At 72.9% G+C, this 23,930-nt stretch carries 19 protein-coding genes and 2 pseudogenes; 14 read left to right on the top strand and 7 right to left on the bottom strand.

What is annotated here, in order from left to right; genetic code table 11:
* Positions 1–376: 376 nt before the first annotated feature.
* A complete protein-coding gene (locus B9S57_RS31140; protein WP_103760508.1) occupies positions 377–793 on the bottom strand; it encodes a hypothetical protein in 417 nt (138 codons plus the stop codon).
* Between the two features lie 202 nt (positions 794–995).
* Here B9S57_RS31140 and B9S57_RS31135 point away from each other — a divergent pair, with 202 nt between their 5' ends.
* The 4 genes from B9S57_RS31135 to fxsA all read left to right on the top strand — a co-directional run bounded on the left by B9S57_RS31135 (position 996) and on the right by fxsA (position 5,097).
* On the top strand, positions 996–1,436 hold the full coding sequence (locus B9S57_RS31135) for an Lrp/AsnC family transcriptional regulator (protein WP_033304241.1): 441 nt from the start codon (positions 996–998) through the stop codon (positions 1,434–1,436).
* 69 nt (positions 1,437–1,505) lie between these two features.
* A complete protein-coding gene (locus B9S57_RS31130; protein ID WP_103760507.1) occupies positions 1,506–3,146 on the top strand; it encodes an amidohydrolase in 1,641 nt (546 codons plus the stop codon).
* 535 nt (positions 3,147–3,681) lie between these two features.
* Positions 3,682–4,449 (top strand): polyprenol monophosphomannose synthase, encoded by a 768-nt coding sequence (locus B9S57_RS31125; protein ID WP_103760506.1) that lies wholly within the window; start codon positions 3,682–3,684, stop codon positions 4,447–4,449.
* Positions 4,450–4,533: 84 nt separating this feature from the next.
* A complete protein-coding gene (gene fxsA / locus B9S57_RS31120) occupies positions 4,534–5,097 on the top strand; it encodes an FxsA family membrane protein (protein WP_103760505.1) in 564 nt (187 codons plus the stop codon).
* 20 nt (positions 5,098–5,117) lie between these two features.
* On the opposite strand, the gene B9S57_RS31115 is transcribed toward fxsA, so the two are convergent.
* The 4 genes from B9S57_RS31115 to B9S57_RS31100 all read right to left on the bottom strand — a co-directional run bounded on the left by B9S57_RS31115 (position 5,118) and on the right by B9S57_RS31100 (position 8,600).
* Entirely contained in the window at positions 5,118–5,492 is a 375-nt protein-coding gene (locus B9S57_RS31115) for an RNA polymerase-binding protein RbpA (RefSeq protein WP_078598328.1), read from the bottom strand.
* A 264-nt stretch (positions 5,493–5,756) separates the two neighbouring features.
* Positions 5,757–7,121, bottom strand: a complete 1,365-nt coding sequence (locus tag B9S57_RS31110) for an MFS transporter (protein WP_103760504.1) — start codon at positions 7,119–7,121, stop codon at positions 5,757–5,759.
* A 43-nt stretch (positions 7,122–7,164) separates the two neighbouring features.
* Positions 7,165–7,935 carry a glycerophosphodiester phosphodiesterase family protein gene (locus B9S57_RS31105; protein WP_103760503.1) on the bottom strand — a complete coding sequence of 257 codons (771 nt, stop codon included), beginning with the start codon at positions 7,933–7,935 and terminating at the stop codon, positions 7,165–7,167.
* Positions 7,932–8,600: a YitT family protein gene (locus B9S57_RS31100; protein WP_103760502.1), complete on the bottom strand. Its 669-nt coding sequence runs from the start codon at positions 8,598–8,600 to the stop codon at positions 7,932–7,934. The genes B9S57_RS31105 and B9S57_RS31100 overlap by 4 nt, the downstream gene beginning before the upstream one ends.
* Before the next feature lie 101 nt (positions 8,601–8,701).
* Between B9S57_RS31100 and B9S57_RS31095 the strand changes: the two genes are divergently transcribed.
* On the top strand, positions 8,702–10,201 hold the full coding sequence (locus tag B9S57_RS31095) for a PLP-dependent aminotransferase family protein (protein ID WP_103760501.1): 1,500 nt from the start codon (positions 8,702–8,704) through the stop codon (positions 10,199–10,201).
* Between the two features lie 45 nt (positions 10,202–10,246).
* Here the strand turns inward: B9S57_RS31095 and B9S57_RS31090 are convergent, their stop codons facing one another.
* Positions 10,247–11,845 (bottom strand): hypothetical protein, encoded by a 1,599-nt coding sequence (locus B9S57_RS31090; RefSeq protein WP_103760500.1) that lies wholly within the window; start codon positions 11,843–11,845, stop codon positions 10,247–10,249.
* Between the two features lie 37 nt (positions 11,846–11,882).
* On the bottom strand, positions 11,883–12,077 hold the full coding sequence (locus tag B9S57_RS31085) for a hypothetical protein (RefSeq protein WP_056787333.1): 195 nt from the start codon (positions 12,075–12,077) through the stop codon (positions 11,883–11,885).
* Positions 12,078–12,402: 325 nt separating this feature from the next.
* Here B9S57_RS31085 and B9S57_RS31080 point away from each other — a divergent pair, with 325 nt between their 5' ends.
* The 9 genes and pseudogenes from B9S57_RS31080 to B9S57_RS31040 all read left to right on the top strand — a co-directional run.
* Positions 12,403–12,795 carry an ankyrin repeat domain-containing protein gene (locus B9S57_RS31080; RefSeq protein ID WP_103760499.1) on the top strand — a complete coding sequence of 131 codons (393 nt, stop codon included), beginning with the start codon at positions 12,403–12,405 and terminating at the stop codon, positions 12,793–12,795.
* A 246-nt stretch (positions 12,796–13,041) separates the two neighbouring features.
* Positions 13,042–14,460 carry a hypothetical protein gene (locus B9S57_RS31070; protein WP_103760497.1) on the top strand — a complete coding sequence of 473 codons (1,419 nt, stop codon included), beginning with the start codon at positions 13,042–13,044 and terminating at the stop codon, positions 14,458–14,460.
* 141 nt (positions 14,461–14,601) lie between these two features.
* Positions 14,602–15,732, top strand: coding sequence for a glycosyltransferase family 1 protein (locus B9S57_RS31065; RefSeq protein WP_103760496.1), 1,131 nt, complete (start codon positions 14,602–14,604; stop codon positions 15,730–15,732).
* Positions 15,729–16,049, top strand: a pseudogene (locus B9S57_RS31060) (glycosyltransferase family 1 protein); the annotation flags it as partial. The gene B9S57_RS31065 and the pseudogene B9S57_RS31060, both read left to right, overlap by 4 nt.
* A 173-nt stretch (positions 16,050–16,222) precedes the next feature.
* Positions 16,223–16,384, top strand: a complete 162-nt coding sequence (locus B9S57_RS34790; protein WP_181011543.1) for a hypothetical protein — start codon at positions 16,223–16,225, stop codon at positions 16,382–16,384.
* Positions 16,381–19,995, top strand: coding sequence for a hydantoinase B/oxoprolinase family protein (locus tag B9S57_RS31055; protein WP_103760495.1), 3,615 nt, complete (start codon positions 16,381–16,383; stop codon positions 19,993–19,995). Before B9S57_RS34790 ends, B9S57_RS31055 begins: the two co-directional genes overlap by 4 nt.
* Positions 19,996–20,052: 57 nt before the next feature.
* Entirely contained in the window at positions 20,053–21,579 is a 1,527-nt protein-coding gene (locus B9S57_RS31050) for a hypothetical protein (RefSeq protein WP_103760494.1), read from the top strand.
* A gap of 70 nt (positions 21,580–21,649) precedes the next feature.
* Complete coding sequence (locus B9S57_RS31045; RefSeq protein WP_103760493.1) at positions 21,650–22,561, top strand: hypothetical protein; 912 nt, start codon at positions 21,650–21,652, stop codon at positions 22,559–22,561.
* 62 nt (positions 22,562–22,623) lie between these two features.
* Positions 22,624–23,930 (top strand): annotated as a pseudogene (locus B9S57_RS31040) (hypothetical protein); the annotation flags it as partial.

Below are 23,930 nucleotides of genomic sequence, written 5' to 3'. Positions count from 1 at the left end.
GTCGTCATGATCCGGTTCCACTCCTGGTCATGGCGGCCCGGCAGGGTCCGGCCCGTGCCCTCCCAGTGGCGCAGCATGGCCCGGTAGATCGGCGGGTCGGTGGTGTGCGCCACGGACTGCCGTGCAGGCTCCCGGGGCGGCGTCCCGGGATGCGGAACCGATTCTCCGGGCGTCGGTGCGGCGAGACGGCGGCGGACGGGGCCGACCGTTGAATGCAGCGTGGTCATACAGGGCCAACGCCGAAACGGGGTCCGGGGTCACTGTCCGGCCGATTCGCGCGCCCGTTCCTCGGGCGCCGCGACCACCGGCCCGCCCGTGGACCGCAAGCACCACGCCGGCCCGGCCGTCATGGTGCGCGCCGACTTCGCGCGGGGCGTCAGGCGGCGTGCCGCTGTGTCTGCGGAACGTACCGCAGCGGACGCGAACCCGGACCGCCCGCGTGCGAGAAGGGCTGCATCCGCCAGTCGAGCCCCTGGGGGAGCGTCAGCAGCACTGCGGTCTCCTGCTCCTGCTCCTGGGCCTCGAGCGACTCGTCGGCGGGGCGCGCCCGGGAGGCCACACGGTTCGTACCGGGGCAGACGGTCAGCACGAACGGATTCCACGGGGTGGGGCACAGCGCGTGCTCGGGAAGGACGTCCTCTTCCGCCAGCAGGGCGATCGGCTGGGCACAGTCCGGGCAGATCACCCGGTACATCCCGAACGTGTCGTACGCGTCGGGAACGGTGTCCTCGTCCGGATCGGCGAATGCCTCGGACTCCGGTCCGGTACGTCCGGTGAGCTTGATGCTCTGCATGGTCTTTCCCCCCTCGGGTGGGCCGACAAGGCGCCACGGCCTCGGCCACAGCAAGCACTTCCCGGGGGATGCGGGCCGTAACCGCGAGGCCGTCGGCTACCCACCCGTAAACTTGTGGCATTCGTCACATGCCCCTCGAACGTGTCCTTCCGGAGCTCCCACGACTGTGCCTGGAGGGACCCGGGGCCATAGGTTGATCCGCATGGAGGAGCTGGACCGTCAGATTGTGGAGTTGCTCGTCAAGGACGGGCGGATGAGCTACACCGACCTGGGCAAGGCCACCGGCCTGTCCACCTCGGCCGTTCATCAGCGCGTTCGCCGGCTGGAGCAGCGCGGGGTGATCCGGGGCTACGCCGCGGTCGTCGACCCCGAGGCTGTCGGCCTGCCCCTCACCGCGTTCATCTCGGTGAAACCCTTCGACCCCAGCGCCCCCGACGACATCGCCGAACGGCTCGCCGGTGTGCCGGAGCTGGAGGCGTGCCACAGCGTCGCGGGCGACGAGAACTACATCCTCAAGGTGCGGGTCTCCAGTCCCCTGGAGCTGGAGCACCTGCTCACCCGCATCCGCACGCTGGCCGGCGTCTCCACACGGACGACCGTCGTCCTCTCCACCCCCTACGAGGCGCGGCCGCCGCGCATCTGAGGCACCCCCGTGCGGTCCGGCGCAGGGGGCGGGGGAGGAGCCGGTCCCGGCAGGCGCGAGACTGGTCCCATGACCGAGAGCACCGTCCCCCAGAGCGAACACCGCACCGTGCTGCTGCGCGGTGGAGACGTCCACAGCCCCGCCGACCCGTTCGCCACCGCGATGGTCGTCGAACGCGGCCATGTCGCATGGGTGGGTTCGGAGGGTGCGGCCGACGCCTTCGCGAGCGGTGTCGACGAGGTGATCGACCTGGAAGGGGCCCTGGTCACCCCGGCCTTCACCGACTCGCACGTGCACACCACCTCGACCGGTCTCGCCCTGACGGGACTGGATCTCTCCGGGGCACGCACGCTCGCCGACGCCCTCGGAGTCGTCCGTGCGTTCGCGAACGGCCGGCCGGGGGACGGAGTCGTCCTGGGCCACGGGTGGGACGCGGCCCGCTGGCCCGAGCAGCGGCCGCCGTCGCGAGCCGAACTCGACGAGGCGGCCGGCGGCAGGGCCCTCTACCTGCCCCGTGTGGACGTGCACTCCGCGGTCGTGACCACAGCGCTTCTGGACCTCGTCCCGGGCGTCACCGCGCTGGACGGGTACCACCCCGACGCGCCCCTGACCGGCGACGCCCACCACGCGGTGCGGGCTGCCGCCCACGCCGCCGTCACACCGCGCCAGCGGGAGCAGGCCCAGCGCGCGGCCCTGGCGCACGCCGCCTCGCTCGGGATCGGCACGGTGCACGAGTGCGCGGGCCCGGAGATCTCGGACGAGGAGGACTTCACCGGACTCCTCGAGCTCGCCGCCGAGCAGCGAGGGCCCCGCGTCTTCGGCTACTGGGCCGAGCGCATCGACGACGCTCAGAGTGCCCGCAGGATCCGGGAGCTCGGCGCCGTCGGCGCGGCCGGTGACCTGTTCGTCGACGGATCCCTGGGCTCCCACACCGCCCACCTCCACGAGCCCTACGCCGACGCCCCCCACACCGGAACCGGCCGGCTCGACGCCGCGCAGATCGCCGCGCACGTGACGGCGTGCACCGAGGCGGGGCTCCAGGCCGGCTTCCACGCCATCGGCGACACGGCGGTGTCCGCCGTGGTGGCGGGCGTCCGGGTGGCCTCCGAGACTCTCGGGCTCGCCCGGATCCGTGCGGCCAGGCACCGGGTGGAACACGCGGAGATGCTCACCCCGGAGACCGTCGCTGCCTTCGCCGAACTCGGCCTCACCGCCTCGGTTCAGCCGGCCTTCGACGAGGCGTGGGGCGGCCCCGACGGCATGTACGCCCGGCGCCTGGGCGCGGAGCGCGCCGCGACCCTCAACCCGTACGCCGCCCTGCTGCGCGCCGGTGTGCCTCTCGCCTTCGGCTCGGACAGCCCGGTCACGCCCCTGGACCCCTGGGGGACCGTCCGGGCCGCGGCCCACCACCGCACCCCGGGCCACCGCGTCTCCGTACGCGCGGGCTTCACCGCCCACACCCGGGGCGGCTGGCGGGCCGTCGGACGGGACGACGGGGGCGTGCTCGTGCCGGGAGCCCCGGCCGACTACGCCGTCTGGCGTACCGGTGAACTGCTGGTCCAGGCCCCGGACGACCGGGTGGCGCGTTGGTCGACGGACCCCCGCTCCGGTACCCCCGGCCTGCCCGACCTGACCCCCGGCGCGGAGCTTCCGGTCTGCCTGCGCACCGTGGTCTTCGGACAAACTGTCTACGTACGGCCGAACGAGTGACGTCCGTACATTCCGTACCGCCGATCGAAGGCGCGGGGGGTCTCCCACGACCTGGGCTTCCTCGGCATTGACCAGGTGTTTTCGGGAGAAACCGCAGGTCGGACGAGTGTTGACAGAAAGTGCCCAGGGGCCGGTAGGTTCGGCCGGGTCCACCACTGGACGTCCGACCGGTCAAACCTCCACGCAGTCGTCGAACGCCGCTGAGTCATGGGGCGGTGTGCCGCACCGGCGCACCACCACTGACAGCCAGGTTCAGCGCCCGCGCCTCGGGGGCGGGGGAAGGTTTCGTCCGGACGGCAGGTGTGACCCGGGTGGGGCCCGGAGGTTCAGTAGACAACGGCTCTCGGTCGACCTGCAGCCAGCGGGTCCCAGGTCGGCCCGAAGGACGCCGGGCCCCGATCCGCAGTGCTGTCCTTCTGTCCGCAGTTCCGTGCTTCTGTCCACCCGTCACACGCCGCCCTCGCCACCGCGTCGGATCCGGGCCGCGCCGTGCTGGATATGGTGTGCACCTGCGTACGGACTTTAAGGGGCAGTAGTGAACGACGGCGGTCAGAGGCAGTTCGGCCCGCTCGGCAGAGTCTTGGTCATCATTCCGACCTACAACGAGGCCGAGAACGTCAAGCTGATCGTCGCGCGGGTGCGCGCCGCCGTTCCGGAAGCGGACGTCCTCGTCGCCGACGACAACAGCCCCGACGGCACCGGCAAGGTCGCCGACGAACTCGCGGTGGGCGACAGCCAGGTGCACGTCCTGCACCGCAAGGGCAAGGAAGGGCTCGGCGCCGCCTACCTCGCCGGCTTCCGCTGGGGTTCCGAGCACGGCTACGGCGTCCTGGTCGAGATGGACGCGGACGGCTCCCACCAGCCTGAGGAGCTGCCCCGGCTGCTCACCGCGCTGAAGGGCGCCGATCTGGTCCTCGGCTCGCGATGGGTCCCCGGCGGCCGGGTGGTCAACTGGCCCAGGCACCGCGAGATGATCTCGCGCGGCGGCAGCCTCTACTCCCGGGTCCTCCTGGGCCTCACGGTGCGGGACGTCACCGGCGGCTACCGGGCCTTCCGCACCGGGACCCTGGACGGACTCGGCCTCGACGAGGTCGCGTCGCAGGGGTACTGCTTCCAGGTGGACCTGGCACGGCGGGCCGTCGAGGCCGGCTACCACGTCGTCGAGGTGCCGATCACCTTCATGGAGCGGGAGATCGGTGACTCCAAGATGAGCCGCGACATCCTCGTCGAGGCCCTGTGGAGGGTCACCGGCTGGGGGATCACCGGCCGGGCCAACAAGGTGCTGGGCCGCAGAACCCCCTGACCGGCCTCCCTCGGGCCCGGGCCTCCGGGGCCTCATGATCACCCCCTTTCGCCGCTTGCACGCCCGTACAGGCACACTGGGGGCATGACGACCGGCACACCGCCTCCGAACCGTCCACGGCGCTCACGCGCCCGTACCCTCCTGCCGCTGGGCATCGCCGCCTGGCTGGTGCTGGAGATCTGGCTGCTGACCGTCGTGGCCGGTGCGGCGAACGGCTTCACCGTGCTGCTGATCCTGGCCGCCGGCGCCGTGCTCGGCGCCGCGGTGATCAAGCGGGCCGGCCGCCGGGCCTTCCGCAACCTCACCGAGACCCTCCAGCAGATGCCTGGGCAGCCCGGCGCTTCCGCCGGCCCGCCCGCGACCCCGGCCGGCAGCAAGGGCAACGGCCTCCTCATGCTGGGCGGTCTGCTGCTGATGATCCCCGGCCTGATCTCCGACGCGGCGGGACTCCTGCTCCTGGTGCCCCCGGTCCGCTCGGCGCTCGGGCGCTCCGCGGAACGCTCCCTGGAGCGCCGGATGAGGAAGTCCGCGCCGGGCGGACTCTCGGACGCCTTCCAGCAGGCCCGTATGCACCGCCCGGACGGCAAGGTGGTCCAGGGCGAGGTCATCCGTGAGGACGGCGCTCCGGGGCGGCCCCGCGGCTCTTGAATCTGTGCGGTGGTACGCGGTCAGGCAGACTTCCTGCTGTCCCGCGGGTGCACGGCGATGTTCATGGCACCGGAGCGCAGGACTGCCAGCCTCTCGGCCAGCACCTCCTCCAGCTCCTCGCGCGTACGCCGCTCCATGAGCATGTCCCAGTGCGTACGCGCAGGCTTGCCCTTCTTCTCCTCGGGGCCATCCCCGTCCACCAGAAGTGCTGTGGCGCCGCACGCCTTGCACTCCCACTCCGCCGGAATTTCCGCCTCTACCGAGAACGGCATCTCAAATCGATGTCCGTTCGGGCATGCGTACTCCACCGCCTGGCGCGGGGCCAGATCGATGCCGCGGTCCGTCTCGTAGCTGGTCACCACGAGTCGCGTACCGCGGAGAGCTCGCTCACTCATGAATCGTGCCTCCCGGGCTTGTCGCCCACAGGACAGGTGTCGCTGTCGTCGTCATCCGGTCAACGTCCGGTCGGCGGTAAAGATTCCCGTTGCCGGTCATGCGTCGCCCGTCGTGCCGCTGCTTGGTCTGGGTTGCTTACCCATCGGTGCCCGGTTTGTCACCCCTGGTGGAATGTGTCACCCAACGGTTTGACTTCTTCCGCTCGCAGTAACGGTCCTCCGGGCACACCAAAGGCGTACACTACCGGCCTTTCACTTCAACGTCTAAATCCGTTCGGGCACAGGATTGCCCGCGGCGGCCACCGCCGCTCGTAGGGGAACCCTCGCCAGCAGCACGGAGCCGACCGCGAAGAAGAGCACCAGGGACAGGATCGCGTCCCGGTAGCTGCCGGTGAGCTGGTAGCCGAGACCGAAGACCAGGGGTCCCAGCCAGCTGAGTCCCCGGTCGCTCATCTCGTAGGCGGAGAAGTACTCCGCCTCCTTCCCGCTGGGGACCAGATGCGAGAACAGCGACCGCGAGAGGGCCTGGCTGCCGCCCATCACCAGCCCGATCGCGGCCGCCAGGGAGTAGAAGAACACCGGCGCGTCGGCGGGCAGCACGTACGCCGCGGCGAGGATCAGCGTCCAGACGGCCAGTGAGGCGAGAATCGTGCGCTTCGCCCCGAACCGCCGGGCGAGTCGTCCCATCCCCAGGGCCCCCGCCACCGCGAGCACCTGGACGAGCAGCACCGCGGTGATCAGGGTCGTCTGGTCGAGGCCGAGCTCCTCGGAGCCGTACAGCGAGGCCTGGGAGATCACCGTCTGGATGCCGTCGTTGTAGATCAGGTAGGCGAGCAGGAAGGCCAGGGTGAGCGGGTGGCGGCGCATGTCCCGCAGCGTCGCCCGCAGCTGGCGCCAGCCCGATCCGACCGCACCGTCACCGCCGGGAGCCACCCGGCGGTCCCGCAGCCGCCGCAGCGGCACGAGGGAGAAGGCGCCCCACCACACGCCGGCGGAGGCGATGCAGATCCGGACCGCGTCGGACTCGGACAGGCCGAAGGAGTCGTGGCCCGTGTAGAGGACCAGATTCAGGACCAGGACGAGCGCGCCCGAGGTGTAGCCGAAGGCCCACCCGCGCGAGGAGACCGCGTCGCGTTCCTCCGGGGCGGCGATCTGCGGCAGATAGGAGTTGTAGAGGGCCATCGACACGGAGATCGACGCGTTCGCCACGATCAGGAGGAAGGCCCCCAGCAGATAGCGGTGGCCCTCCAGGAAGAACATGCAGGCCGTGGCTGTCGCGCCCGTGTAGGCGGCCGCCGCGAGCAGCGGCTTCTTGCGCCCCGTGCGGTCCGCCGCCGCGCCCACGACCGGCATGACGACCACCGCCACGACGATGGACACCGACACGGCGTACGCGAAGAGCGAGCCGGCCCGCACGGGTATCCCCAGCGGGTGCACGAAACCTTCCGCGTCGGCGGCCGCCTTCGCTATCGAGGTCAGATAGGGGCCGAGGAAGACCGTGAGGACGCTGGTGGAGTAGACGGAGCAGGCGAAGTCGTAGAAGTACCAGCCGTGCTGCTCCCGCCTGCGTCCGGCGGCCCCGGCCGGCCGTTTGGGCGGATCCGCCTTGTCCGCGGTACCGGTGCTCACGCCGCGCCCCCTCGTGTTCCGTGGTGACGCGGCCGGTCCGGCGTCAGGCCCAGGCCCCCCGCTCGCTCAGCACCGTGCGCAGCGTCTCGATGTGATCGGTCATGATGCCATCGACCCCGAGGTCCAGGAGCGCCGCCATCCGTTCCGGTTCGTTGACCGTCCAGACGTGGACCTGCAGGCCGCGCGCGTGCGCCGCGCGCACGAACCTCCGGTCGACCACGCGGACGCCGTTCTGGCTCTCCGGGACCTGCGCGCAGACCGCGCCCGCCCGGAGTGCCGCGGGTATGCCGTACGAGCGCAGCCGCAGCGCCAGCACGCCACGGACCCCGTAGGACGTGGCGAGGCGAGGGCCGGCGAGACGGTGGGCCCTGGCCACGCGAGCCTCCGAGAACGAGCCCACGCAGACCCGGTCCCAGGCGTCGGCCCGGCGGATCAGGTCGACGAGCGGGCCGAGGGCGGGTTCCGCCTTGATGTCCACGTTCCACCGGGCGTCCGGGAACTCCTCCAGCAGCTCCTCGAAGAGCGGCAGCGGCTCGCTGCCCGCCACCCGCGCCCGGCGCACCTCGCTCCACGGCAGCTCGGCCATCCTGCCCCGGGAGTCCGTCACCCGGTCCAGGGTCGGGTCGTGAAAGGCGACCAGACGGCCGTCCGCCGTGGCGTGCACATCGGTCTCGAAGTAGCGGTAGCCGGCACCGGCCGCCCGCCGGAACGCGGCCGCCGTGTTCTCCATCCCGCCGGCCGCCCCGCCCCGGTGGGCGAAGGGGATCGTCGAAGGATGGTCCAGATAGGGATGGCGTCCAGTCGCTGCGTTCACCGCGGAAGTATCGCCCCTCGGGGTGTCGCCCCGGCAACGGCCACCGTGCCGGAGTCCGGCGTGGGGAGGTCGAAGAAGCGCAGGAAGAACTGGGCGAGCGGCCCGATGGCGAGGGCGTAGAGGACGGTGCCCACGCCCAGGGATCCGCCCAGCGCGAAGCCGGTCACGACCACGGCCACCTCGAGCGCCGTGCGCACCTGCCTGATGGAACGCCCCGTGAGCCGGTTCAGGCCCGTCATCAGACCGTCGCGCGGGCCAGGGCCGAAGCGCGCGGAGATGTACAGACCCGTGGCCACGCCGTTGAGGACGATGCCCGCGGCCATCAGCGGGATCTGCGCACCGAGGCCGTGGGCCTGCGGGACGAGGGCGAGTGTGCCGTCCATCGCGATGCCGACGGCGAAGACGTTGGACACGGTGCCGAGCCCCGGGCGCTGCCGGATCGGGATCCACACCAGCAGGACGACCGCCCCGACGATGATCGAGACGACCCCGATGGAGATGCCGGTCCGCTCTGCGAGTCCCTGGTGCAGGACGCCCCAGGGCTCCAGGCCGAGTCCGGCGCGCACGAGGAGCGCCGAACTGGCCCCGTACAGCGCCAGTCCCACGTACAGATGGATGAGCCGCCGGGTGAGCCTGGTGCCGATCCGGGCGGTGGTCTCTGACACGTGGGGCTCCCTGTGTGGTGATGGTGGACTGCTGCATGTCACTCTGTGGCGGGGGATTGGCTCCCAACTATGGCCAATCCGAGGAAGGTGGACTGATTTACATGGCTCAGTGGACTTCGACCGTCGGTGCGGCGCAGCTCGCCCGCCAGCTCCAGGGCCAGCAGGCGCGCCCTCTGCCGCCGGGTGTCCGTAAGCCGCCCGCCTACCGCGCCCTCGCCGACGGTGTGCGCCTCCTCGTGCTCGAGGGCCGGGTCCCGGTCGCCGCGCGCCTTCCCGCCGAGCGGGAGCTCGCCCTGGCCCTGTCCCTCAGCCGGACCACCGTCGCCGCCGCCTACGAGGCGCTGCGGGCCGAGGGCTTCCTGGAGTCGCGCCGCGGGGCCGGCAGCTGGACCGCGGTTCCCGCGGGCAATCCGCTGCCCGCCCGCGGGCTCGAACCCCTGCCCCCCGAGTCGCTCGGCTCGATGATCGACCTGGGGTGCGCCTCGCTGCCCGCGCCCGAGCCCTGGCTGACCCGGGCCGTCCAGGGCGCCCTGGAGGAGCTGCCGCCCTACGCCCACACCCATGGCGACTACCCCGCCGGTCTCCCCGCGCTGCGGCAGATGATCGCGGACCGCTACACCGGGCAGGGCATTCCCACGATGCCCGAACAGATCATGGTCACCACCGGCGCGATGGGCGCCATCGACGCCATCTGCCACCTCTTCGCCGGGCGCGGCGAACGCATCGCGGTGGAGTCCCCGAGCTACGCCAACATCCTCCAGCTCATGCGTGAGGCGGGCGCCAGGCTGGTTCCCGTGGCGATGGAGGAGGGCCTCGGCGGCTGGGACATGAACCGCTGGAGGCAGGTGCTGCGGGACGCCGCCCCGCGGCTGGCCTACGTCGTCGCGGACTTCCACAACCCCACCGGGGCGCTGGCCGACGAGCAGCAGCGCCGGGCCCTCGTCGAGGCCGCCCGGTCGGCGGGCACGGTCCTGGTGGTCGACGAGACCATGAACGAGCTGCACCTGGACGCGGACGTCGAGATGCCGCGCAGGGTCTGCGCCTTCGATCCGGCGGGCAGCACGGTCCTGACCGTCGGATCGGCGAGCAAGGCGTTCTGGGCGGGCATGCGGATCGGATGGGTCAGGGCGGCGCCGGACGTCATCCGGAGCCTGGTCGCGGCACGCGCGTACGCCGACATGGGGACGCCGGTGCTGGAGCAGCTCGCCATCAACTGGCTGCTGCGGACGGGCGGCTGGGAACAGGCCGTGGCCGTCAGGCGCGCGCAGGCGAAGGAGAACAGGGACGACCTGGTGCGGGCGCTGCGACGGGAGCTCCCGGATTGGGAGTTCGAGGTGCCGCGCGGGGGGCTCACCCTCTGGGTCCGGACCGGCGGGCTCTCCGGCTCCAGGCTCGCCGTCGCGGGCGAGCGGGTCGGCGTACGCGTCCCGTCGGGGCCCCGGTTCGGGGTCGACGGGGCCTTCGAGGGCTATGTGCGGCTGCCCTTCACCGTGGGCGGCCCGCTGGCCGAGGAGGCGGCGCTGCGACTGGCCGCCGCCGCCGAGCTGGTCGGCTCGGGGGCGGGCGCGGGAGCCGAGGCGCCCCGGACCTTCGTGGCCTGACGTGACGGGGCGCCCCGGACCGTGACGGTCCGGGGCGCCGCGTGCTCATCCCTCCGCGGCGGCCGGGGCCCCGATCAGCTGGTCCTTGTGCGCGGCGACGGGTTCGGCGGCCTCCGGGGCCGCCTGCTCCACCACGGGCGCGCCACCGGGCAGCAGGTCGAGCACCGCCTGCCGGTGAGCCTCGCTCGTGGCCTCGTCGTACGGGTCCGGGGTGGCCGGTACCTGGAGCCGGAGCACCTCCCCGGCGCCCAGCCGGGCGTAGCCGCGTCCCGGCGGGACGTCTGGTGTGGGTGTGGTGTGCGGCTCGGCCCCCAGGACCGACTCGACCTGCCCGCGGTCGGCCGGACCGAGGACGACGCGGGCCCTGGTGTGGGTCCGCACCGTCTCGGTGAGCGCGTCCAGGCTGTCGAACTGGTCCGCGACGACGACCGTCACACCGGCGGCGCGGCCGTGCCGGAGCGGCACCTGCAGCAGTTCCTGGGGGTCCTGCCTGTCGTCGGCGGCGGCCAGGTGCCCCAGCGCGCTCGGGCGGTCCAGGAGGATCCAGAGGGGGCGCTTGATGTCCTCGGGTTCGGGATGCCCGGCCTGACGGGCCCGGTTGGCGGCGATGAGCCGCCGCTCCGTCTCGTGCGCCGCCCATTCGAGCGTCGAGAGGGCCCCGGCCAGCCCGCGCTCCACGGCCAGGACGCCGTCGCGGCCGGTCAGGAAGCCGTACTCGCCCGAGCCGGCGCCCTCCACGACGACGACGTCGCCGTGCTGGAGGGCCTGCAGGGCCAGCGAGCGCATGAGGGTCGTGGTGCCGCTGCCGGGGTGCCCCGCGATCAGCAGATGGGGCTCGGTCGAACGGGCACCGGTCCGCCAGACCACGGGAGAGGCGTCACGCGTCGCGTCGCCGTCCAGGACCGGAACGGTGCGCCGGACCGCGTCCGCGTCGGTGAACCCCAGCACCGTCTCGCCGGGGGCGGTGACGAAGCGCTGGGCGGCGATCGTGGTGGGGAGTGCGGCGAGCACGGTCATGAGGAGGTGGTTGCCCTCCTCGTCCCAGGTGAAGTGGTATTCGCGGCCCCGGCCGGACTTGGCGTGGAGGACCTGCTCGACCCGGCCGCGGGACACGGGGTCGCCGTCGGTGAAGTAGGCCGGGTAGGTCACCTGGAGCCGGGTGAGGCGTCCGTTGCCGTCGAAGGCGTACGACGTGCCGAAGGCCTTCTCCCAGTCGCCGCCGTGGGAGAACAGCGGGCCGGGGTCGTCGGCCACGGAGAAGTGCGGGACCAGCGCCTCGTACAGCGCCTGGAGGCGTGCGGTCTCCGCCTCGTCGGGGCCGGTCTTCGCGGGGGTGCGGTCGCGCCCGCGCCACGCGGCGGCGCCCATCACCGCGATGAGGGCCAGCAGGGGCCCGTAGGGGATGAGCGCCACCGCCAGTACGCAGGCCGCGACGAGGAACAGTGCGTGTCCGCGCCGCTCCCTGGGTGTCGCGGCCCATTTCTGCCGCCCCGCTCCCGCCAGCAGCCGCAGGCCACGGGTGACCGTGATCAGCGGGTGGAGGACGTCGGTGGCGTTGTCGGCGGCCGTGCGCGCGATCTCCCGGCTGCGGGTGATCGAAGCGCTGCCGCCCTTGAGGATGCGGGGGAGTGGTCGCCGGGCCACGTCGGTCTCCTGAAGTGGTGGGAGCGGTTTCGGGGCGTCAGAACTTGATTCCGCCGAGCATGCTGGCGAGGCTCGCCCCGCCCGCCGTGATGCTCGGAGCGATGGCGGTGCCCGCCAGATAGAAGCCGAACAGGGCGCAGATCAGGCCGTGGGAGGCCTTGAGCCCGTCCTTCTTGAAGAACAGGAAGGCGATGATGCCGAGCAGTACCACGCCCGAGATGGAGAGGATCATGAGCGGTTCTCCTGGTTGAGGGGTCAGTCACCATGAGTACTTCCAGGATCACAAGATGTACCTATACGATAAAAGGTGCAACTGAGTGAATATCCATTGATTTCACTCGACCGGTGGGCGAAAAGTCGTTGCCCGGACGCTCCCAGGGGCCGCACCGGCCCGTCCTCCGAAGGGAAGTGGCTCTCTCGGCGTGATCTTCCGCCGCTCCGGGGCAGGCTGACGACCACCCCGGAGCAGTACCCTGTCGATTCACTCGTACGGCCCCCACGCCGTACCCCCACCAGGTCGGCAACGGCGAGAACGGCAATGGAAGGCGGCCCGCCCGATGAGCGAAACCCCCGATCCCGAAGTGGTCGAGCTGGCGACCAAGGTCTTCGACCTGGCCCGCCGGGGCGAGAGCGACACCCTGGCCGCCTACGTCGACGCGGGAGTCCCCGCGAACCTCACCAACGACCGGGGCGACTCCCTGCTGATGCTCGCCGCCTACCACGGGCACGCCCCCGCCGTGACCGCTCTCGCGGGCCGTGGCGCCGACCCGGACCGGGCCAACGACCGGGGGCAGACACCCCTGGCCGGAGCGGTCTTCAAGGGGGAGCGCGAAGTGATCGACGCGCTGCTCGCCGCGGGGGCCGATCCGGCCGCCGGAACACCATCCGCGCTGGACACGGCACGCATGTTCGGCAAGGACGACCTGCTGGAACTCTTCGGTGCGCGCTGAGACGCCCTCCCGGCGGGAGGCCGGCCGGTGCGCCGTAAATGTGGTCGCGTCGGCGAAATGGCTGGGTCATCATGACGTCGCGGGTCCGTTCCGGACCACCGACGAGAGGCAGAGGAAGATGAGCACCAGGCAGAAGACGGCGGTCGGCCGATCATGTTGCTGCGCGGCCTAGGGGATGTCACTCACCCCGGCACATGGAACAGCACAGTCCCGGTTGCGTCGACAGCTTGATGTGAGGCTTTCCCCATGTTCGATCCGTTCATAGCGCCGAGCGGCACACTGCTCGGCCTGCTGCAGAGGGGCCGCGGCGACGGCACGCTCCACGCGCTCGCCGCCCCGCGTCCCGAGGCCCTCGCGGCGCTCAACCACTGCGTCCTGAGCGATCCGCGCCATGACTGGCAGGTCGAGAACCGCTCCCTCTACTACGCCCGCCTGTACCTCGATCTCGACGGCGGCACCGACGAGATCGAACGCCACCTGTGGGATGCCGAGGACCACCTCGACACCGACGACTCACGCACGGGCCTCGCGCTCGCCGTCCTCGGGCACCTGGCCTCCTACGGACGCGACGACGCCCTCGCGCTCCTGCGCCGGTACGCCGCGACCGGGGCCAACTGGGCCTGGGCGCTCGACGAACTGGCCCTGCGGGACGACGACGCGGGGCTGCGCACCCTGGCCGAGCCGGTGCTCGCCCGGTTCCCCGCGACCGCGGAGGGCTCGGCAGACCTCGCGGCCGCCGTGCGCGACGCCTTCGAGCCCCGCCCCTGGAGGCTCTGGGCCGACGACCCGCGCGAGAGTGTCGGCGCCAGGGTCAGGGCGGCGACCGAGCAGGGCTCCTTCGACCGGTGGCAGCGACAGATGCGGCCCGGCGGACCACGGCCCGGCTGGAGCGTCCAGGCCGTCTTCGACTGGGCCCAGGAAGGACTGGAGCGCGGCAGCGTGCTCCACGTCCCGGCGGCCCGCTGCCTCTCCGCCGTCGCCGGGGCCGAGGACCGTCCCCTGATCATCGAGGCCGCCCGCGCCGGAACCGAGGGCGCGCGCGGCGCCGCCCTGCACTATCTCGCGGAGGCCCGCGACCCCGCCGTGCTCGACCTCGTCGAACAGGCCGTCGCCGGACCGTCGCCCACCGTCGCCGAGGCCGCTGTGGCCGCCTTCGAGCGCATGTGCGGAGACGCGGCCGTGGACCGCGCCCGTCGCTGGGCCCACCGGCCCGACGCGCTCGGAGCCTCGGCCTGCGGAGTCCTGGCCTGCCGCGGCGCCGCACAGGACGCGCCGCTCGTCCTCGCCGCGCTGCGCGAGGCCGTCCGGGGAGAGGGTCCCGACGCCCCGCTCCTGTGGACCCTCGTCGACGGCACGGGCCGCCTGGGCATCGCCTGCGCCGCTCCCGTGCTGCGCCATGTGTACCGGGAGACCTCCTCCTCGCACCTGCGGGGCCGGGCCGCCCGGGCGCTGGCGGCCACCGACCCGTCCTTCGCCAGCGGATTCGCCGTCGAATGCCTCTGGGACTGCGAGGAGACCACCCGGGAGCTGGCGGCACACCACGCGGAGACCGGTGACATCCGGGTCGCCGAACGGCTGCGGCGGCTCGCCGCCGACCCCGCCGAGGAGGCCGAGGTCCAGACCGCCGTACGCAGCAGGATCGGGCCTGACGCGCCCGCCGTCTGAACCGGGGCTCCGCGGTGACGGAGCCCGGAAACCGCGCGCCGGGGGCGCGCGGCGCACACGCCCACAGGACGTTCCCAGACGTTCCACGGGTGGAAAGATCCAAGTCGGCGGGGGCACGCCCGGTGCGGTGACAACACCCGTATGCGCGTCGTCATCGTCACCGAATCCTTCCCGCCCGATGTCAACGGTGTGGCCCACTGCACCCTGCAGACCGCCCGGCACCTCGCCGCCCGCGGTCACCAGCCGCTCGTCATAGCCCCGGCCGGGGCGACGGCCTCCACCGACTCCGCGTACGCAGGCGATCCCTGCCCCGTGGTACGCGTCCCCTCCCTGCCCCTGCCCGGCTACCCGCAGGTCCGGGTGGCCCTCCCCGGCCGGCGGCTCGCCGCCGCGCTCACCGGGCACCGCGCCGAACTCGTCCACCTGGCCGGACCGTTCGTCCTCGGAGTCCGCGGCATGGCCGTCGCCACCAGGCTGGGGCTGCCCGCCGTGGCCGTCTACCAGACCGACCTGGCCGGCTACGCCCGCACCTATCTCGGCACCGGCGCGAGCACGGCATGGCGCCGCATGCGCGCCGTCCACAGTGCCGCGGACCTCACCCTCGCGCCCTCGTCCGCGGCGGCGCGCGACCTCATCGACCACGGCGTGCCCCGGGTACGCCTGTGGCCGCGCGGAGTCGACACCGCACGGTTCCGCCCCGCCCTGCGCGACGAGGCGCTCCGCAGGACCCTCGCCCCGGGCGGGGAGAAGATCATCGGCTACGTCGGCCGGCTCGCGCCCGAGAAGCACGTCGAACTCCTCGCCCACACCTGCTCGCTGCCCGGGGTGCGCGTCGTGGTCGTCGGCGACGGCCCGAGCGAGGCGTCGCTCCGCGCGACGCTCCCCGGCGCCGTCTTCCTCGGGCGGCGCACCGGGGAGGACCTCGCGCGCTTCTTCGCCTCCCTGGACGTCTTCGTGCACACGGGGCCCTACGAGACCTTCTGCCAGACCGTGCAGGAGGCGATGGCCTCGGGGGTCCCGGTCGTGGCCCCGGCGGCCGGCGGACCCCTCGATCTCGTGGCCCACGGGAGCACCGGGCTCCTCGTGCCGCCCCACGACGCGCAGGCCGTACGCGACGCGGTCGCCGCACTCGTCACGGCCCCCGCCCGCGCCGAGGCCTTCGGGAGGACCGCGCGGGCGACGGTCGAGGGCCGCACCTGGGAAGCCGTCGGCGACCAGCTCCTGGGCCACTACGGCAAGGTCCTGCGCGGCCGGACGGCGGTGGCCGCGTGAACGGGCACGCCCCTGGCGGGCTCAGGATCGTACGGCCGGCGAACTTCGTGACCCCGGCCTCCGGCGGACTGCGCACCGCGCTGGACGAACTCGGGCGCGGCTACCGCGCGGCGGGGCACGAGCCGGTGCTGATCGTCCCCGGCGCCACCTCGAGCGACGTGGGCACCCCGCAGGGCAGGGTCCTCACCCTGCCCGGGACGGAGCTTCCGGGCACCGGCGGCTACCGGGTGCTGGCGGACCGCGGACGGCTCCGGCGCCTCCTGGAGGCACTGCGCCCCGACCGCCTGGAGGGGTCCGACCGGACCACGCCGCGATGGAGGGCGAACGGGTCCGGCACACCCGCTCCGGCGCGCGCCGGAACCGCCCGTGACACCGTGCGCTTCGCCGCCCTCGGGACTCGCTGACCGAGGGCGTCGGAGAGCCGGTCCCCGGCGGCCGGCGAGGCTGGGCGGCCCTCCTCGCGGAAGGGCTCGGAGCCACCGGACAGTCCGTGGACTTCCGTAACCTCGCCGTCGCCGGCGCCCTCTCCGCCGACGTCCACGAGCGCCAGGCAGACGCCCGGGCCGAGGAGGCGCTGCGCGAGGCACTGGACGATCTGCCCCGCACGCCGCTTCTGCACGGGTTCGTCCCTCACGCCAGAATGGAGGGATGACCGGACGGTGGGAGTTCTGGATCGACCGCGGCGGCACCTTCACGGACGTGGTGGGGCGCGACCCCGGCGGCCGGCTGATCTCCCGCAAGCTGCTGTCGCACGACCCCGGCCGCCACCGCGACGCCGCCGTCGCCGGCATCCGGCTGCTGCTCGGCCTCGGCCCCCACGACCCGGTCCCCGCCGGCCGGGTCGCGGGCGTCAGGATGGGCACGACCGTCGCCACCAACGCACTCCTCGAACGGCGGGGGGAACCGACGGCCCTGGTCATCACCGAAGGCTTCCGGGACGCCCTGCGGATCGCCTACCAGAACCGGCCACGCCTCTTCGACCGCCGCATCCTGCTGCCCGAGGCCGTCTACGACCGGGTCATCGAGGTCCCGGAACGCACCGATGCGCGCGGGGTGGTGGTGAGGAGCCTCGACCGCGCCGCCGTGGCCGAGCGGCTGAGGGCCGCCGCCGGGGACGGGATCCGCAGCGCGGCCGTCGTGCTCATGCACGGCTACCGCCACCCGGACCACGAGAGGGCCGTCGCGGAGGAAGCCAGGCAGGCGGGCTTCACCCAGGTCAGCTGCTCGCACGAGGTCAGCCCGCTCATCAGGCTCGTGCCGCGCGGCGACACCACCGTCGTCGACGCCTACCTCTCGCCGATCCTGCGCCGGTACGTCGAGGAGGTGGCCGCCGAACTCCGCGGCATCCGCCTCATGTTCATGCAGTCCAACGGCGGGCTGCGCGAGGCCGCGCACTTCCGGGGCAAGGACGCGGTGCTCTCCGGTCCCGCCGGGGGCGTCGTCGGCATGGTCCGCACCTCCGAGCAGGCTGGCCACGACCGTGTCATCGGCTTCGACATGGGCGGCACGTCCACCGACGTCTCCCACTACGCGGGGGAGTTCGAGCGCGAGCTCGGCACCGAGGTGGCAGGGGTGCGGATGAGCGCCCCCATGATGAGCATCCACACCGTGGCCGCCGGCGGGGGTTCCGTGCTGCACTTCGACGGCCGCCGCCACCGGGTCGGCCCCGACTCGGCCGGGGCCGACCCCGGACCCGCCTGCTACCGGCGGGGCGGGCCGCTCACCGTCACCGACGCCAACGTGATGCTCGGGCGCATCCGCCCCGACCACTTCCCGGCCGTCTTCGGCCCCCGGGGCGACCAGCCGCTCGACGAACGCCTCGTGGCGGAGCGCTTCGAGGAGCTCACCCGGGAGGTGTCGGCCGCCACCGGGCTCCGGCCCACGGCCGCCGAGGTGGCCGCCGGCTTCCTGGAGATCGCGGTGCTGAACATGGCGAACGCCGTGAAGAAGATCTCCGTCGAGCGCGGTCACGACATCACCCGCTACGCGCTCACCGGCTTCGGCGGAGCCGGAGGACAGCACGCGTGCGCCGTCGCCGACGCCCTCGGCATCGACACCGTCCTCGTACCGCCGCTCGCCGGCGTCCTCTCCGCGTACGGGATCGGTCTCGCCGACGCCACCGCGATCCGCGAGCAGTCCGTCGAGGCCGGACTCGACGAGGGGACCGGAACCCGGCTGGCCGGCATCTGCGACGGACTGGCCGAGCGCACCCGTGCCGAACTCCGCGCCGACGGCGTCCCCGACGACGCCATCGCCACCCGGGCGCGGATCCTCCTCCGGTACGCCGGAACGGACGCCGGGCTGCCCGTCGCCCACGGCACCGTCGCCGCCATGACGGAGGAGTTCACCGAGGCCCACCGCGCGCGGTACGGATTCACCGCGGACAAGCCCCTGGTGGTCGAGGCCGTCTCCGTGGAAGCCACCGGAACGACCGGACCGCACACTCCGCCCCCGGCCCCCGCGGGCACGAGGAGCGGGCCGCTCCGGCCCCTGGCCACCGTCCCGATGTTCACCGGCGGCGAGTGGCGTGACACCGGCCTGTACCGCCGTGAGTCCCTGCGTGCCGAGGACACCGTGACGGGCCCGGCCGTCGTCGCCGAGGACGACGCCACCACCGTCGTCGAACCCGGCTGGCAGGCCGCGGCGGGACCGGCCGGGCACCTCGTGCTGCACCGGGTCGAGGCGCGCCCCGAGCGGACCGCCGTCGGTACCCGGGTGGACCCGGTCATGCTTGAGGTGTTCAACAACCTCTTCATGTCGATCGCCGAACAGATGGGCGTGCGACTGCAGAACACGGCGCGCTCCGTCAACATCAAGGAGCGGCTGGACTTCTCGTGCGCGCTGTTCGACGCGGACGGCAACCTGGTGGCCAACGCTCCACACATCCCGGTCCACCTGGGGTCGATGGGTGAGTCCATCAAGGAGGTGCTGCGGCGTGACGAGGGCTCCCTGCGGCCCGGCGACGTGTACGCCGTCAACGATCCGTACCACGGAGGGACACACCTGCCCGACGTGACCGTCGTGACCCCCGTGTTCGACGTCGGCGAACCCCCGGACGGGCGGGAGCCCGTCCTCCGCTTCCTGGTGGCGTCACGGGGCCACCACGCGGAGATCGGCGGCATCACACCGGGTTCCATGCCTGCCTTCAGCCGCACGGTCGAGGAGGAGGGTGTCCTGTTCGACAACTGGCTGCTGGTGCGCGACGGAACCTTCCGGGAGCAGGAGACCCGTGACCTGCTCACCACGGCGGCCCACCCCTCGCGCGACCCGGAGACCAACCTCGCCGACCTGCGCGCCCAGATCGCCGCCAACGAGAAGGGCATCACCGAACTGCGGCACATGACCCGGCAGTTCGGGCACGACGTCGTGGAGGCCTACATGGGCCACGTCCAGGACAACGCCGAGGAGTCCGTACGCCGCATCGTGGCCGGACTGCGCGACGGATCCTGCCGGTACGAGACCGACAACGGCGCCGTCATCGCGGTGAGCGTGACCGTGGACCGGGACGCCCGCCGGGCCGTCCTCGACTTCCAGGGCACCTCCCCGCAGCAGCCCGGGAACCTCAACGCACCCACCTCCGTCGTCATGGCCGCCGTCCTCTACGTGTTCCGGACCCTCGTCGAGGAGGACATCCCGCTGAACAGCGGCTGTTTGAAGCCACTGGACATCCGTGTCCCGGAGGGATCGATGCTGGCCCCCGTCCACCCGGCGGCGACCGTCGCCGGCAACGTCGAGACCTCCCAGGCCGTCACCGGCGCCCTCTACGCGGCCCTCGGCGTCCAGGCCGAGGGGTCCGGCACCATGAACAACCTCACCTTCGGCAACGACCGGGTCCAGTACTACGAGACGGTGGCCAGCGGCTCCGGTGCGGGTGACGGCTTCGACGGGGCGGACGCCGTGCAGACCCACATGACCAACTCGCGGCTCACCGACCCCGAGATCCTGGAGTGGCGCTACCCGGTGCTGCTGGAGAGCTTCGGCGTACGCGAGGACAGCGGCGGCCGGGGCCGGTGGCACGGCGGGCGCGGGGTGGAACGCAGACTCCGCTTCCTCGAACCCGTCACCGTGGCCGTCCTGTCGGGACATCGCCGGGTTCCGCCCTACGGCATGGCCGGAGGCGACCCCGGAGCCCTCGGGGAGCAGCACGTCGAGCGGGCCGACGGCACGACCGTCCCCCTCGAAGGATGCGACACCGCCGAGCTCGGGGCCGGGGACGTCCTGGTGCTGCGTACCCCCGGAGGGGGCGGCTACGGCCTCCCGTGACCGGTCGCTTCTGCGCCGTTTCGACCGTTGTCGGTGCGAGGACCTAATCTGTGCAGCGTGACTTCGCCTGCCGACACCCACACCGCTGCGCCCCAGCTCAGCGCGGGACCGAGGCCCGCCCCGGGCCCCGCCGCCGATGAGGGGCTCTCGCGTCGGCTGCGCGCGCTCGCCTGCACGGCTCCGCTGCACGACCTCGACGTGCGCAAGGCCAATCTGGCCGGTGAGTACACGGTCTACGCGATGGCCGAGGTCGCCCTCGCGGCGATCGATCTCGTCACCCTCAACATGGACTTCGACACGGGCGCCGACCACGACCAGATAGTGGCCAGGCTCCTCCCGCGGGTCGCTGCCCAGGCGCCCCGCCGGCCCGTCACCGAGCACGAGCGGGTCGCACGCTGGGTCCTGGAGAACCTGATCAACGTCGGGAGCGTGGACCGCGGCTTCCGCGCGGTGTACGGCACCTTCGGGCCCGACGGCGTCTACGTCCGCAGGGACTACGACTTCAAGCTCATCGAGGAGGTTCCCGGCCACGGCGGCAGCGTCTACCTCCGCGCCACCGACGAGGCGGTCAACGTCCTGGTCGGCGCCCTCGACACGGACGTCACCAGCGCCCAGATCGCCGCGGAGGTGAAGCTGGAGGTACTCATCAGCAGAGGCCGCCTCGCCGACGCGCAGCTCGCCGCCGAGCAGGCCCGCTACCGCACCGTGCAGTACGCCGAGACGCTCCGCAGGACGCTGGAGGCGACCCGGCGCAACGTCCGCGCCGTCGACTGGCTCAACGCCGTACCCGACATGATCGCCGAGGCGCTGGACCACGTCGCCGACCGCTACCGCCACGAGAACGCGATCCTCACCAACATCCGCAAGGCCAGGGACGAGGCGGAGGAACCCGAGAACAAGCGTCGTGCCGCCGAGCTCGTCGACATCGTCAAGGACTGCATCCGCCGCCACACCCAGCTCCAGTCCAGGCTGCTGGAGGCGGGGCCGCTCTTCCGCGCGGAGCAGGACCGGCAGGCCTTCGCCACCCCCACCGCCCAGGCCGGCCTCGACCTGTACGGGCAGCTCGTCGTGCCGCTCCTGCCGCTTCCCGTCGAGCAGGCCACCCGGGCCACCGACGCCTTCTTCGCCCACGGCACCGGGCTGCGCACGCCCTCCTCGGTCCGGGTCGGCGACCTCGTCGACCTGCTGCTCATGCCCCCGGTCGAGCGGGAGCACCTGGGCGCCGAGATGCCCGAGCCCGACCTCATCGCCACCCCGGACGACAGCCGGTTCAGCGAGGAGCAGCTCGGACACGCCATGGACCTCCTCGATCTGGAGCACGACGCCCCGCGCCGGCTCTCGGGACTCCTCGCGGAGGCCCGGCTGCGCGATCCCGAGCTGCCCTACCTGGTCGCCCTGCTCGCCGTCCACGCCGCGAGCCCGCCGGTCGGTACGGCCTACCGCCAGGGCGAACGCAGGCTGCTCTTCGCCGTCGACGACGGCACCCCGCTGGAGGACCACGAATTCGGCGGGGCCGACCTGATAGTGGGCATGGCCCTGCTGGACGCCGCGGGCATGGCCGCGGACCGCAAGGACGCCTCGTGAGCATCCCCGGCCCGACCCACCGCCCCCCACCGCCGCACGAGCGCGGCACCCGTACCGAGGAGCCACCGAGTTGAGCGAGCAGTACGCCGAGCACACCGAGGCGTGGGGCGAGCCGTCCCCCACACACGCGGCCGACGCCGCGCGGCCGGCCGCTCCCACCACGGTCACCCCCGCCGACGCGGCCGACGCGGCCCGGCTGGTCTCCTTCGGGCTCCAGCCCAAGCTGATGCCGGCCCGCGACGCCGAGTACACCGAGCTGCTCCGCCGCTACCGGGAGGAAACCGCCTTCGCACGGCTCGCCGACGCGGTCGCCACCGGGCTCGGACTCATCGTGCTGGAGGTCTCCACCCGCGCGGGGATGGCCGTGACCGCGGGCGAGGACTCGGTCTTCGCCGTCCGCATGGGCGACTACGCCCGGCGCGCCTCCTCCGACTCCGCCGACCGCTTCCTGCACGGTCTCGCCCACCTCGCCGTCGCCGCCATGGCCTTCCCCCGGCCCGAGGACCTGGCCGACGACTCCTACATCGGCCGCATCACGGTCAACGGGGTCGACGCCTTCGTCCGCCAGGCATGCCGTCGCCTGGAGGAGAAGGCCGAGGAGCAGGGCGACAACACCGATCCCTCCACCGACGCCCCCGGCCTGGAGTCGGGATGGCGTGTCTACGCCCGGCGGAGCTCCACCGGAGCCACGAAGGACGCCCGACGCCTCGCCGGTTCGACCACGGGCATCATCGGCAAGGCCGTCGCCTTCCTCACCGACTCGGGCTTCCTGCAGCGCACCGGGGACGACGCGGGCGGTGCCTACCGCACCACGGCCCGCTACCAGCTCCAGGTACGCGACATGGCGGGCAGCGCCGCCATGGCCGAGCTGCTGGAGCTGGGCGTCGTCCCGGTCACGGACGGCTCGGCCACCCTGCTGCCCCCGCCCGACGACGAGGGCCTGGAGATGGCCGCCGACGCGGGACTTCCCTTCCACTCCTGAGCCCCTGCCCCGCCGCCCCACCAGCTGCCCGCCCGCCGCCTGAACGACGAGAGTCCGCCGCCATGTACGAGTTGTCCCGGGTCCGCCTCTACTCCATCGGGCCCGCCGGTGCGCGCTACGCCGACACCGTGCTCGACCTGCGCGGAGTCGGCGAGCCCGTGCCCAGGCCGGCGCCGGCCCAGGCGGAGTTCTTCGAGGACGAGCCCGTCGGCCCCCCGCGCCGCCCCGCACCCGCCGGTGTCCTGTTCCTGGAGAACGGCGGCGGCAAGTCGGTCCTGCTCAAGCTGATCTTCTCGGTGATGCTGCCGGGCCACCGCAACACCCTGGGCGGTGCCAGCTCCGGCGTTCTGCGCAAGTTCCTGCTCGCCGACGACTGCGGGCACGTCGCCCTGGAGTGGCAGCACACGCTCACCGGGGAGTGCGTGGTCGTCGGCAAGGTCAGCGAATGGCGCGGCCGCCAGGTCTCCAACGACCCCCGCAAGTTCGCCGAAGCGTGGTACTCCTTCCGTCCCGGGCCAGGCCTCAGCCTCGACAGCCTCCCCGTCGCGGAGGCCACCTCGGTGGGCCGCCCCGCCGAAGGCGTCTCGGGAGCCCGCGGCCGGCGCCGCACGATGAAGGGCTTCCGCGACGCCCTCACCGACGCCGGCAAGTTCTACCCGCACCTGGACGTGCACTGGGAAGAGATCCACGACCGTTGGAACGAACACCTCGGCGACCTCGGTCTCGACCCCGAACTCTTCCGATACCAGCGCGAGATGAACGCCGACGAGGGCGAGGCGGCGGGTCTCTTCGCCGTCAAGAAGGACTCCGACTTCACCGACCTGCTGCTGCGGGCCGTCACCGACACCCGCGACACGGACGGCCTCGCCGACCTCGTCAGCGGCTTCGGCAACAAGCTGGGCCGCCGGGCCGAGCTCACCGCGGAGTGCGACTTCACCGCCGGGTCCGTCGACCTGCTGGGCCGCATCGTCGACGCCACCGCGGCGAGAGCCCTCAGCCGGGACGTCCACGCCGGCGCCGAGCGGCGCACCCGCACCCTCGCCCGCAGGCTCTCCGGCCGCGCGTCCGAGGAGCGCGGCCGCACCTCCGAGCTCGCCGACCAGGTCACGGTCACGGCCCGCACCGTCACCGAGGCGGAGACCGCCCGTGGCCAGAAGGGCCTGATCGCCGCCGAGCTGGCCTACCGGCACGCCTCCCTGGCCCTGACCGCCGCAGAGAAGAGCGCGGCCGCCCAGCGCCGCGAGCTGGTGGAGGCGCGCACCCTGCACGCCGCCTGGCAGGCCGCCGAAGCGGTCCTGCGCCACCGGGCCGCAGCCGACCGCTCCGCCCGCGTCGCGGTCGCCATCCGGGAGGCCGAACGCGACGCGGC

Origin of the sequence: Streptomyces sp. SM10 (assembly GCF_002910915.1) — a bacterium.
Classification (GTDB): Bacteria; Actinomycetota; Actinomycetes; order Streptomycetales; family Streptomycetaceae; genus Streptomyces.
This window is presented reverse-complemented; position numbering and strand designations above follow the sequence as displayed.